Genomic DNA, 13239 nt, shown 5'->3' on the forward strand with positions numbered 1-13239 from the left:
GATGCGATCACCACCTTTTGATACTAGTCTGCAAATTCATCGTGGTATAAAGACTTACCAAGCAAGCGATAGATTCTTAAGGCTAGCTGGATTTGTAACAGCTCCTCATAGCTTTTTAAATCGGTTTTTAAAATTTCTTTAATCTTTTCAATCCGATAAATTAACGTATTGCGATGGATAAACATTTCCTTGGCTGTTTCACTTAGATTCATATGATTAATAAAGTAATTTTCTAATGTAAGTAGATAGCTTGTCCCATGTAATAGATCATGCTCAAAGACAGAACCCAAGCTTTCTAAGAAAAAGTCCTTTAGCTGCACTTCATTAATATTCGAATCTAAAAAATGATAAATGGAGTGATCTGCATAATGAGCCACTGCCCCACGCTCTTCGAAGCGGTGCATAAGACGGAGAGCTTCATGTGCCTCTGCAAAGCTTTTATGGACAAAACGTATATGTTTATATTCTTTGCCAATTCCCATTAAGAAAGAGCTTTGCGTATGTTGCTGTACTAATAATTGGAGAATGTTTTCTGCGTATTGCTTTGTTTCATTGATCGTGAAATCTTGTTTGTTGTCTTGCTGTCCAACTAATATAATGATTTGATTGTTGCGATAAAGGCATGTAATTTCCCCATTAATTGTGCTAGAGTGCTCATAAATTAAATTCATACATTTTTTTGCAATATTATCGGTTTCGTATTTTCTAGAAATTAAATCATGCTGATTTTGCAAATTTTCATGGCTAATAGAGATGACGATGCAATAATATTTATGGTTGATCTTTAAGCCGTGGAGATCGCATAGTGTTTGTAGCGTTTCAAGCGAAGTGATTTTTCCAGTCAATAAATCATCAAAAAACTCTTGTTTAATCTTTAGACGTACAACCTCAATTTCCTTCTGTTTTATCCTTTCTAGTGCCACAATCGTGGAGGCTTGCTCTAAAACGATGAAATCAAACTCATTCAGATCCCGTACAGTTTGCCAAATGACAATATAGCCATAAATATAGTTGGCTACTGCAACAGGAAGAATTCTACATTTTACGGCTAGATCTTCTAATTGATAGATTCGTGTAATGGATTTTTGCATTTCATTGAGATCATTCGGAATGGTATTTATAAAATCCTTTGAAAATGTTGGACGATTCTTCTTTAAATTAATGCCATAGGCAAGGGGTACAGGATTCGTATCAAGATCTGTATAATGCAGTAAATTCCAGTCATTATCTAAAAAAATAATCGGGTTATTAATTGTTTCAGCTAACTTAGAGGAAATAGATTCGATGCCTCCTCCTTCAAGCGCCACCTTAAATAGCGTATTGTGCATGTCCAAAGATTTTCTATTTAATAGATCATAACGGCCAGATGCCTTTTCATTGATAATCGAGATGACCTTGGAAAGGGTGTAATTATAAGGTAACTCTAATAACGGCAATCCATGCTGATTGGCAATATCGATCATGTTTTGAGGCGTCTTTTGTAAATAGCGTCTCATTTTAATAACAAGGCCTGCACAATTGATTTTAGAGATTTCTTGGATAATTTTATTTTGTAAGGCTTCGTCATCTTGGAAGATGTAACCAGTCGTTAACAGTAATTCATTCGGTGTCAGCCAATCAAATGCATCGGGATTTTCGATAATGTTCACAAGTGCAATTTCATTGTGAATTCCTTGCTCTCCAGCAACAATTTTAATTCCTTCAAGTGCCTTTATCTCTAATATATCTTTAATTGTTAGCAAATGATTTCACTCCTTCGCCATAATCTTATCACAAAACATTGTACATATTGCCTAAATGATCTACATTCTTTTTGGTTTTGCTAAACAATGATATCTACGGCATAAGAGAATAAAATAAAGCTTGTAAGACGGAAATGTGAAAGTAGTAACATTCTCGCGGTTTATTTCTTTTTAGTTGAAATGAACAATAGGTCAGAGAAATGGAGGAATGAAATTGGTAGATATGAATGTGGTCTCAGAATTTTTAACTGCAGCTGAAGCAGGTGATAATAACGCTCTGAAAGGTTATTTACAACAAGGTGTGGATATTAATTCTCAAAATAAGCGCAAACGTACAGCAATTTTACTTGCTGCGATGAATGATCAATTAGAAACAGTAAAATTTTTAATTCAGGAAGGGGCAGATATTGACCTTCAAGATCAAATTTGTTTAAACCCATTTTTGTATGGATGTATAAATGGAAAGTTAGAGCTTGTGAAAATAATGCTACAAGCAAACACAGATTTAGAGCGTTTAACACGCTTTGGCGGTGTAGGGATTCATCCAGCAAGTGAGAAGGGCTTTGTTGAGGTAGTTCGTGAACTTGTAACGACTACAGACATCAATGTCAACCATACAAATATTTGTGGATGGACACCATTGATTGAAGCCATTCTTCTCAATGATGGGGGAGAAAAGCAACAAGAAATAGTTCGTCTATTAGTAGAACATGGAGCAGATACACAATTAGTGGATCAATATGGTGTGACACCATTAACAATGGCTAAAGAAAAAGGATTTACTGAAATTGAAAAAATTCTACTAGAAGCAGGAGCGAAATAGTAGTACTCCTACGACATAAAGAGGGTGTACATATGATACATGCCAAATTGGGTGATGATTATTTCCTGCAGCAAATAGTGGAGACGTTTACGGGAACGGTTCACAGCGTGTTTAAACATGCCTTAAATATACGGAGTGATGGTAATGATGAAATTTTTACACTTGCTACGAAGGCAATGGATCGGGCACCCAATACACTTGTCATTGATCTTGATACATTGGATCACCTGGGCATTCAGCAACATGACAGGGTATCGGTTCGCCATAATCAACTATTAATAGAAGAAAAATTAATAATAGCGATCCCTACCGCCTCTCGTTGGCAATGTCAGCTACCTATTTATCCAGCAAATTGTACACGCTTAAAAATGAATATGATTCGTGTTAAACAATTCATTGATTTACATGGGAAAGGCGGCGGCATAAAACGTAATGATTCTCCCGTCAGTGAATTTGAAGCAGAGACATCTAGATTATTACAGCAGCGCACAACTTTACTTTATGAGGAAATATTGAATCAACGTTTGGATCGTTTTCAGGCATATGCAGCTGATTTAGTAGGCTTGGGGCCAGGGCTAACACCATCAGGGGATGATTTTTTAGTAGGCTTATTTGCTATCATTCACTTACAAAATAGCCCGTGTTCTATGTATAAACCTTTGTGTGAAAGCGTCATCAAAGTGATTCAGCCTTTGACCAATGAGATTAGCTTTACAACATTGAAGAAGGCAGCATATGGACAAGTAAGGGAGTCCATCTGTTCATTCATACACGCCATTTTATATGGCACAGAAGTGGAATCCATTGAGGCTCTGAGAAAGGTGCTTGCTATTGGCTCCTCCTCAGGAACAGATATTGCCTTAGGGCTGATAAGTGGCTTAGAAGCCAATATAAAATTAGGAGGATAATGATGAGTATTAAAGTCGTAATTAAGCGCAACACATATTTTGATTCAGTGTCATTGATGTCACTATCTACAAAAGCGAATCAAATTGAAGGCGTCGAGCAAGCAATTATTGGTATGGGTACGGAGATGAACAAAGGAGTCATTCGTAACGTTGGTTTGATGACGCCAGAAGTGGAGGAGGCAACAGCAGGGGACTTAATGATTATTGTTAAAACTGCTAATGCGGATCAAACAGAAAGCGCTTACCTAGCAGTGGAAGAATTACTAACAAATAAAGATAAAGCACAAGCAAAAAGTGATATTAAATATGCAACGATTGATTCAGCTGCACAAGGAATTCCTGATGCAAACTTTGCGGTCATTTCTGTCAATGGGGCATTTGCCGTTCGCGAAGCACGCAAAGCACTTGAAAATGATCTACACGTGATGCTGTTCAGTGATAATGTAAGCGTTGAAGATGAAGTAGAATTAAAAACTTTAGCACATGAAAAAGGTCTATTAATGATGGGGCCAGACTGTGGTACGGCCATTATTGGTAATACAGGTCTTTGCTTTGCCAACGCTGTGAGAAAAGGCAATATCGGTATCATAGCAGCATCTGGTACAGGTAGCCAAGAGGTAAGTGTTCGTATTCATGACTTCGGTGGTGGAATCACACAACTGATCGGTACTGGCGGAAGAGATTTAAGTAAAGAAGTAGGCGGCATTATGATGCTTGATGGCATTAAAGCACTAGATGCGGATGAAGCGACAAAAGTGATCGTTCTAGTATCGAAGCCACCTGAAGCAAGTATTGAGAAAAAGGTGCTCGCACAAATCAAAGAATGCAGCAAACCAGTAGTGGTTTACTTTATCGGTGGTAATGAAGAGGCGGTAGTGGCAGCTGGTGGACAATTTGCTAAAACATCGAAAGAAGCAGCATTAAAAGCAGTCTTACTAGCAGGTATTGATGAAGCAGGCATTAACAAACGTGCACTTAACATTCCATTAGTTGAAGAGGTCCGTGCAAAATTAGCACCAGAACAAAAATACATTCGTGGGTTATTCTGTGGCGGTACGCTTTGTGATGAATCTATGTATCTAGCAATGGAAAAAATCGATAACGTTTACAGTAACATCCAGAAAAATCCTGATTTCTTATTGAAAGATATCAATGTGAGTCAGGAACATACATTCATTGACTTCGGTGATGATGATTTTACAAATGGTAAACCACATCCAATGATCGATCCGTCTTCTCGCATTGAGCGCTTCTTACAAGAAGCAAAAGATCCGACAGTTGGTGTCATTGTGATGGACTTCGTATTAGGCTTTGGCTCTCATGAAGACCCAGTAGGTGTTATGCTTCCAGCCATCATTGAAGCTAAACAATTTGCTGAAAAAGAAGGTAGACATTTAGAGATCATTGGGTATGTCCTTGGAACAGACTTAGATACGCCAAACATAGATGAGCAAGTGAAAAAATTAATTGATGCAGGTGTTACACATGCAAGCAGTAGTACAAATGCTGGATTACTTGCTAGAGAAATGGTGTTGAAAGGAGAAAATCATGAGTAAGATTAATGAACTTTTTACAAGTAAAATTAACGTCATTAACGTAGGTATTGAACTTTTTAAGGATGATATTTTAGCACAAAATGCAAGTGCTACACATCTAGAGTGGTCACCACCAGGTGGAGGTAAGCCAGAAATTATTGCAGCATTAAACAGAATCGATAAAGCAGAACTTGCTGAAAAAATTGAAGCAGCAAACCGTCTTGCAGTGGAAAAAATCGTGAACTCTCAACCCGTGCTGATTGGTTTTGATCAAGCCATCAATGTTGTGCCTGGCATGACGAAAAAAACAATTTTACACGCAGGACCACCCATTACGTGGGAAAACATGAATGGCCCAATGCAAGGCGCTGTTATGGGTGCACTTGTATTCGAAGGATTAGCAAAAGACTTAGAAGAAGCAGCAGTGGTAGCGGCTTCAGGAGAAATCACATTCTCACCTTGTCATGAGCATAATGCCGTTGGTTCAATGGCTGGGGTAACATCTGCCTCGATGTTTATGCACATCGTTGAAAATAAAACGTATGGCAATATCGCCTATACAAATTTAAGTGAGCAAATGGCAAAAATCTTGCGTATGGGTGCCAACGATGACAGCGTTGTCGAGCGATTAATATGGATGCGTGATGTGTTAGGACCAATTTTACGTGATGCAATGAAATTAAATAAAGACGGCATCGATCTACGATTAATGCTTGCACAAGCGCTCCACATGGGTGACGAATGTCATAACCGTAATAATGCAGGTACAAGCTTATTAATTCAAGCATTGACACCATATATCTTAGAAACAGATTATCCTGTTGAACAGAAGCGAGCAGTATTTGATTTCGTGGCAAGTAGTGATTATTTTTCAGGTCCTACATGGATGGCATGCTGTAAATGTGCATTAGATGCTGCACATGGAATCGAATATAGTACTGTCGTGACAACAATGGCACGTAACGGTGTAGAATTTGGTGTTCGTATTAGTGGCATGCCAGGTAATACATGGTTTACTGGCCCAGCACAAAAAGTAATCGGACCGATGTTTGCTGGCTACAAACCAGAGGATTCAGGTCTTGATATAGGGGATAGTGCTATTACAGAAACTTACGGTATTGGTGGTTTCGCAATGGCTACTGCACCAGCAATCGTTGCTTTAGTAGGTGGAACAGTGGATGAAGCAATTGGTTATTCTCGTAAAATGAAAGAAATTACGACGACAGAAAACCAAAATATTACCATTCCATTATTAAACTTCATGGGAATTCCTACTGGTATTGATATTCGCAAAGTCATCCAATCAGGTATTCTTCCAATTATTAATACAGCTATCGCACATAAAGAGGCTGGAATCGGTATGATTGGTGCTGGTATCACAAATCCTCCAATGGAAGCTTTTGAAAAAGCATTAATTACAATTAGTGAGAAGTGGGCTTAAGCCCACTTCCTATAAGTAGGAGGAGCTTTCTATGGAACACGCAAAAATTGAACAGTCCAATCAAGATTATAGAGCACTTGGCTATTCGGAAGAACTTTTACCAAAAGGTCCTCAGGAAAGAGACTGGGGAATCTTTAACTACATTACCGTGTGGATGGGCGCAGTTCACAATATTATGTCTTATATGACGGTTGCAGGGTTTTTTGTCTTAGGATTATCAGTTAATCAAGTTTTCTTAGCCATTATGCTTTCAGCAGTAATCGTCTCAGCAGGCTATTGCTTAAATGGATATTCCGCCTCTAAATATGGCATTCCGTTTGCCATATTACTAAGAGATTCATTTGGAGTAAAAGGCTCTATTATTCCAGCGTTATGTCGAGGGTTGATTGCTGGGGTTGTATTCTTTGGTACGACGACCGTTGTGGGCGCTCAATCCCTTAATGTATTATTTGCAAGATTCATTCCGAACTATATGTCTATTGGTGGAGACTTCACTATTTTTGGCTTAGATGTTCCGACTATGATTTCTTATATTATTTTATGGGTAATTACAGTTTTACTTTTTTTAGGTGGCATGGATATGCTAACAGTCTTCGGTAAATACTCATCACCGATTGTTTATATTTTCATTATTGGCGCAGCGATTTGGGCAATTAATATTGCTGGAGGAATTGGACCAATTTTAGCATATAAGCCTTCTACAACGATGGAAAGTCCATTGGTCCTTATTGCATGTGTTAGCGCATTGGTGTCTAACTGGGCTGGTCCAATTGTAAATATTGCAGATTTTACGCATAGAGCTAAATCGCCAAAAGCAATGATCTATGGCTTATCCATCGGTATGATCGGCTCATATCTATTATTTGCGATTACTTGTATTAGTTTAATAGCAGGGACAGAAATTGCTTTTGGGCAACCAATTTTTAATATTGTAGATGCTATTGATAAAATTCAAAATCCCTTTTCAGTAATTGTATTAATTTTAGCTTTAAATGTAGGCGCAACAGCTTTTGTAGTTTTTGGTAATTTATTACCATCTGGATTACAAATGACAACTTTATTCCCTAAAGTATTTACGGTCAAAACAGCAGGTATTTTAACAGCGATTATTGGCACAGTCATTTTGCCTTGGAAACTAGTATCGAGTACAGAAACGTTATTTTTCTTTTATAGTTTTATAGGCTCTATGTTTGGACCGATTGCAGGTATTATGTTGTCTAGCTTCTTTATCGAGCGTAAAAGACGTTTAGATTTATCTATGATGTATGTGGAAGAAGGTCATAATGGAGCTTATAAATCTGGCTATAACATCGTAGCATGTATCGTTCTATTAATAAGCTTCCTCTTACCAATGTCAGGTGCTTTCCTGAAAAGTGTGCCGTTTTTAGTACAGCTAAATAACTTTGCTTTCTTTAGCGGACTGATTGTGTCATTCATTTTATATACGCTGTTATATAAATTTAATCAGCAAAATGTTCAAAATAGTGTAGAAAAAGAAGTAGGGGTGTAGTTGTGAATAAATTAGTAATTGTAGCAATCGGCGGTAACTCGTTGGTAAAAGATAGTGGAAGTGAATCTATTCAAAGTCAGCAAGAGGCAGTTGCTCAAACTGTCGAGCATATCGCGGATATGATTCAGGAAGGTTATAAAGTGGTTGTCACACACGGCAATGGTCCACAAGTTGGTTTCACTTTACAAAGAAGTGAAATTGCTAATGAAGTATCAGGCATGCCAGCAATTCCGTTAGTAAACTGTGTGGCTGACACACAAGGTGGAATTGGCTATTTAATTCAACAAGCATTAATTAACGAACTGACTAAACGTCAAATTAATAAAAAGGTAGTCAGTGTGATTACACAAGTTGAAATCAATGAACATGATCCCAACTTTATTAACCCTACAAAGCCAGTTGGTTCATTCTTTACAAAGGAGCAAGCGGAGGCGATGCTAGTAGAGCATCCAGATTGGAAAATGGTAGAGGATTCTGGCCGTGGCTACCGTCGCGTTGTGCCTTCACCAAAACCAATCGATATCGTTGAAAAAGAGGCGATTAAATCATTAATTGATAATGATTATGTCGTGATCGCTGTAGGCGGTGGTGGAATTCCAGTTGTGAAAAAAGAAAACAATGTTTATGAGGGTGTAGATGCAGTCATTGACAAAGACTTTGCAACAAGTCTATTAGCGGCACAAGTAAATGCGGATTCATTAATTATTACAACGGGTGTTCCGCGTGTGTTTATTAACTTTGGAAAACCTGAACAACAAGCACTTGAAGAAATTACTGTTGAGGAAACAAAGCAGCATGTTCAAGATAATCAGTTCCCGCCAGGAAGTATGCTACCAAAAATCGAAGCAAGCTTAAGCTTCTTAGAAAATGGTGGTCATCGAGTAATTATTACAAACCCTGAAAGCCTGAAAGAAGCGATCAATAATCAGGCTGGTACTCATATTATTAACTAGGAGGAAACACGGTATGGATTATATTCAACTAGCTGTTGACAAAACAAAAGAAGGCATCGATCAAAATATTGGTGGACCATTTGGTGCAACCATTGTAAGAGGTGATGAAATCATCGCTGTTGTTGGCAATACAATGATGCGTGATACAGACATCACTGCACATGCAGAAATAGTAGCCATTCGTGAAGCCTCTAAAAAGCTTGGCACAATGGATTTATCCGATTGTGTCATCTACGCTACTTGCGAACCATGTCCAATGTGTGTGGGCGCTATTATTTGGTCGGGTATTAAAGAAGTTCATTATTGTAATACAGCAGAAGATGCTCATGTACATGGCTTCTCTGATATGCATCTACGTGATTACTTAACGGGTAAAGATAAAAGTGTCCTGAACATGCAAAAAATTGAAACGACTGAAGAATGTGATGCATTGTTCCATCATTTCAATGACAAAATGGCTAATAGTAAATAGATTAGAGCAGTCATATACTGCTTAAGTCTTTCCAGTGAATTAGAGTAGGGATCTCGTTATGGAGAATCCCTTTTCTAATTTTCAACCAAAAAGGTGTAAAATAGATACTATACAAGCGTACATTTGGTCTGATTTTCATCTTCGTAATTCTTCAAAAGGAGCTGTTTACATGATCTATAAAGAACGTTATCAACAATTACTAGATAAAATGAATCAATATAATTCAGGCGAAAAAGGGATTACGAGAGTTGCCTATACGAATGAAGAACAGGCTTGTTTACATGCCTTTATTCGTTTATGTAAAGATGAAAATCTTCAAATTCATATTGACCATTGTGGAAATCTTATTGCTCGAAGAGAAGGCAGTGTGCCAGGATTGCAGCCTGTTGTCATGGGATCTCATTTAGATACTGTCTATCAAGGCGGTAAATATGATGGCGTTGTAGGGGTAACCGCTGCCCTAGAGGTCATCAAGCGATTAAACGAGCGATCTATTGTGACAGAGCATCCAATTGAAATTATCGCCTTTGCCTGTGAGGAGTCTTCAAGATTTGGTGTGTCAACAGTAGGCAGTAAAGCAATGGCAGGATTAATTGATAAAGAAAAATATCGCCATTTAGTCGATCGAGATGGTATGACGATGGAGCAGGCTTTTGCTCATTGTGGACTTGATTTTAGTAGTGTTGATCAAGCGACAAGAGTAGAGGAAGGATTCCATGCCTTTTTCGAATTGCATATTGAACAGGGACCACTGCTAATTAACTATGAAAAGAAAATTGGTATTGTCACAGGGGTAGCAGCACCAGTTCGCTTATTAATGAAGTTAAATGGAAAAGCGTCCCATTCAGGCACGACTCCAATGAATATGAGAAAGGACGCTCTTTTAGGAGCCTCCGAATTGGCATTAGAATTAGAAAAAGCGGCGATAGCAGAGCAGGAGTTTGGCACTGTGGCAACTGTTGGAATACTAGAGGTTGTGGCAGGCTCGATGAACGTAGTTCCAGGTGAAGTGGAGTTAACTGTAGATATCCGATCATCCTCTGTGGAATCGAGAGAACGTGTGCTTCAGCATTTTTATACGGTTATTGCAAACGTTCAACAAAAGAGGCAGCTTGCGATTGCATACAATGTCATTAGCTCAGAGGATCCTGTCCTGCTTTCTCCAAAGCTAATGCAAGATTTAGAAACAATTTGTGTAGAGAAGAAACTATCCTATCAATATATGCAAAGTGGAGCAGGTCACGATTCTATGAATATGACAAGGCTCGGACCAGTTGGCCTTATTTTTATTCCTTCGGTGGATGGTTTAAGTCACCATCCAGATGAACATACGGAGCTTGAAGATATATTAATAGGAATCGATGTTTTAGAGGCAGTTGTGCTAAGATATGCTTCAGTCAGCTAATTAGCAATCATCAGTTGAAGACGCTACATGTATGTCCAGTGTCATCCCGTGAAGGCAATACAACAAATGCACAAAATCGATTCCATCATTAAAAGACGACCTTCCTTGTTAGAAAGTCGTCTTTTTCATGTGAATATGATGCATTTGCGGTTGCTTTTGGTTTCCAATTTTTAGTTGAATCAGAATCATCACAAGGACGATGATGATCATGCCAATAATAGCAGTTGTAAAATTGCCTGTGAAATCTCGAACAAGACCGACAAAGAAGGGGCCCAATGCAGCAAATACAAAGCCAACTGATTGTGTCATAGCAGCTAAGAAGCTAGCCTCGTGAATATCTTTGGCCTCATCAATTGGTAATGTTAGCCCTAATGAGAAAAGCCCACCTGCACCAAGGCCAATCAGAATACTGCTCAGCCAAGGATTATAAGAAAACAGTAGCATCAATAAACCAATTAATTCTAATGATGAACTACCTACTAGCCATACGGCTCGATGCTGAAAACGGTTATTTAATATAGGCACTAAAAATGTAGCTGGCATTTGGGCAATTGTTAATAGTGTCAGCATCATTCCAGCGTCGTGTTTGCTATAGCCTAAATTTTCTGCGATGGGAGGTAACCAAGCCATGATGGTATAAAACATGAAGGCCATTAACCCAAAAAAGCCTGTTAAAAGCCAAGCCTTTTGATTCATTAACATTTGCTTCACACTGTTGCTCTTACTAGGTAAATCTGTGACTGAAGCAGTAACTGCTTTTTGTTCGATTGGCTTCCACCAAAAGAATAAAGCGAGTAAAGCAAGAATAGCCCAGGAGGCAGAAGAAACTTGCCATGAATGAAAAAAATTGCTTAATGGAATAGAAAGCCCAGAGCCAAGTGCAGCTCCTACTACAAGTGCTAGCGAGTAAATCCCAACTACACGGGAAGGGTTCGCAAATTTCTCCTTAATATAGCCCGATAACAGTGGTCCTACGATGGCAATGCCAATGCCTGATAACAAGGCTGTTACTAGCATGATCCAGGCAGTATTAGCAAAATATCTGGTAGCTGTTGCTAATCCAATAAGAATAAGAGCGTAAGCGATAGTTCGCTCGATGCTCCAACGATTAGCTAGTTTGATTGCGAAAGGTGCAAATAAGCCCATACATAGCACAGCTAAAGAAGTTAGCAAACTAGCAGTAGCTGCGCTCATATGTAAAGTCTGGCGAATAGTTCCTAATAAGGGGGACACCGAAGTAATGACAGGCCGTAAATTAAAAGAAGCTAAAATAATGGCAATAATTGGTACAATTTTGTGTTTTATATTCATTGTCTTTCCTCTCCGTCCTATCAAATAAATAGTAAGCCTAAATTGAAGTCTATCTGAATTAGAATGATTGAACAATACTATTATTACTATTACAATGATAGTTAGAAACTATGATAGGGCGTGATCTATGTGGAAATACGGCATCTGCATTATTTTATGGCAGTCTATGAGGAGCTACATTTTACAAAAGCTGCTGAGAAACTTGGCATCTCTCAGCCAACGTTAAGCCAGCAAATACGTGTGCTGGAGGATGAGCTAGGAATGCCATTGTTCGATCGTATTGGCAAAAAAATTGTTGTGACTGAGGCAGGCTCTCTTTTGTTTAGCTATACAACAGAGGTATTTAATACATTACAAAATGTCAAAGATTCGATTAAAGATTTACAGGGGCTACAAGGGGGACAAATAAGTATTGGCATCATGCCATCTGATCTTGATTATCGGATTACACAGCTTGTTATTGATTTCCATCAAAAATTTCCAAAGGTAAAATTAAAGATACTTGCTTCCATCGATATTATGCGGCAGGTTCTCGAAAATGAAGTGGATATCGGTATTGGGACGAATGTAGAATCAGATGATCGATTGGTCATTATTCCTTTATGTAGAGAGGAATATGTACTGACCGTTTCAAAGGAGCATCCATTGGCACAGCAAACAGTGATCCCAATTGCTGAATTAGAGGGCCTTCCTATGGTGATGTATCCTGGAGGTTTTCTTGGTAGAGAGATAGTAGAAGAGGCTGTAAAAAAGCATGGTTTTCACATTCATTCTATTCTTGAAACAAGCTCTGTCACGTCCATTATGAATCTCGTTCGAGCCAATATTGGTGTAACGGTGCAACCCTATCCTTTGCTCCAACAAATGAATGATCCTAGTTTGTGTAGTATACGAATTTCAAATGGTGCTCCAAGCCGAAGCCTATCCATTATTTTCCGTGTAGATCGCTATGTTAGTCAGGCAACTACTGCTATGATTGAGCAAATTAAACATTACTTTAAAAGTAAATAGGGTTAACAAAAAGGAAGATATAAAAATATGTTCCTTTTTTTGGGGAGTTCACATATACTATTTATAAACCGACAGTCAGTCTAATTTGTAGGGCAAGTCCTAGAAGCTTGTAAAGCCTCAACTTGTGC

11 protein-coding genes are annotated in these 13239 nt (G+C 38.4%); 9 read left to right on the forward strand and 2 right to left on the reverse strand.

What is annotated here, in order from left to right:
• Nucleotides 1-23: 23 nt before the first annotated feature.
• A complete protein-coding gene (locus QH639_RS13640) occupies nt 24-1742 on the reverse strand; it encodes a PucR family transcriptional regulator (protein ID WP_281114671.1) in 1719 nt (572 codons plus the stop codon).
• Between the two features lie 214 nt (nt 1743-1956).
• On the opposite strand from QH639_RS13640, the gene QH639_RS13645 reads away from it, so the two are divergent.
• From QH639_RS13645 to QH639_RS13680, 8 genes are all read left to right on the forward strand, one after another.
• Complete coding sequence (locus QH639_RS13645; protein WP_081011059.1) at nt 1957-2565, forward strand: ankyrin repeat domain-containing protein; 609 nt, start codon at nt 1957-1959, stop codon at nt 2563-2565.
• Between the two features lie 32 nt (nt 2566-2597).
• Complete coding sequence (locus QH639_RS13650; protein ID WP_131519721.1) at nt 2598-3473, forward strand: oxamate carbamoyltransferase subunit AllH family protein; 876 nt, start codon at nt 2598-2600, stop codon at nt 3471-3473.
• A 2-nt stretch (nt 3474-3475) separates the two neighbouring features.
• Complete coding sequence (gene fdrA / locus QH639_RS13655) at nt 3476-5029, forward strand: acyl-CoA synthetase FdrA (protein ID WP_281116201.1); 1554 nt, start codon at nt 3476-3478, stop codon at nt 5027-5029.
• On the forward strand, nt 5022-6449 hold the full coding sequence (locus QH639_RS13660) for a YlbE family protein (RefSeq protein WP_281114672.1): 1428 nt from the start codon (nt 5022-5024) through the stop codon (nt 6447-6449). Before fdrA ends, QH639_RS13660 begins: the two co-directional genes overlap by 8 nt.
• Nucleotides 6450-6480: 31 nt before the next feature.
• Nucleotides 6481-7959, forward strand: coding sequence for a cytosine permease (locus QH639_RS13665; protein WP_281114673.1), 1479 nt, complete (start codon nt 6481-6483; stop codon nt 7957-7959).
• 2 nt (nt 7960-7961) lie between these two features.
• Nucleotides 7962-8912, forward strand: coding sequence for a carbamate kinase (gene arcC, locus QH639_RS13670; protein WP_048389956.1), 951 nt, complete (start codon nt 7962-7964; stop codon nt 8910-8912).
• A gap of 13 nt (nt 8913-8925) precedes the next feature.
• Nucleotides 8926-9384 carry a nucleoside deaminase gene (locus QH639_RS13675; RefSeq protein WP_054550759.1) on the forward strand — a complete coding sequence of 153 codons (459 nt, stop codon included), beginning with the start codon at nt 8926-8928 and terminating at the stop codon, nt 9382-9384.
• Nucleotides 9385-9553: 169 nt separating this feature from the next.
• Complete coding sequence (locus QH639_RS13680; RefSeq protein ID WP_131519725.1) at nt 9554-10789, forward strand: Zn-dependent hydrolase; 1236 nt, start codon at nt 9554-9556, stop codon at nt 10787-10789.
• Between the two features lie 108 nt (nt 10790-10897).
• Here QH639_RS13680 and QH639_RS13685 read toward each other — a convergent pair whose 3' ends face one another.
• The gene (locus tag QH639_RS13685; RefSeq protein ID WP_237900154.1) at nt 10898-12100 is read right to left on the reverse strand and encodes an MFS transporter; all 1203 of its coding nucleotides are present in this window, start codon (nt 12098-12100) and stop codon (nt 10898-10900) included.
• A gap of 129 nt (nt 12101-12229) precedes the next feature.
• Here QH639_RS13685 and QH639_RS13690 point away from each other — a divergent pair, with 129 nt between their 5' ends.
• Complete coding sequence (locus QH639_RS13690) at nt 12230-13111, forward strand: LysR family transcriptional regulator (protein WP_131519727.1); 882 nt, start codon at nt 12230-12232, stop codon at nt 13109-13111.
• Nucleotides 13112-13239: the final 128 nt, after the last annotated feature.

It is taken from the genome of Lysinibacillus sp. 1 U-2021 (genome assembly GCF_029916965.1).
Classification (GTDB): domain Bacteria; phylum Bacillota; class Bacilli; order Bacillales_A; family Planococcaceae; genus Lysinibacillus; species Lysinibacillus capsici.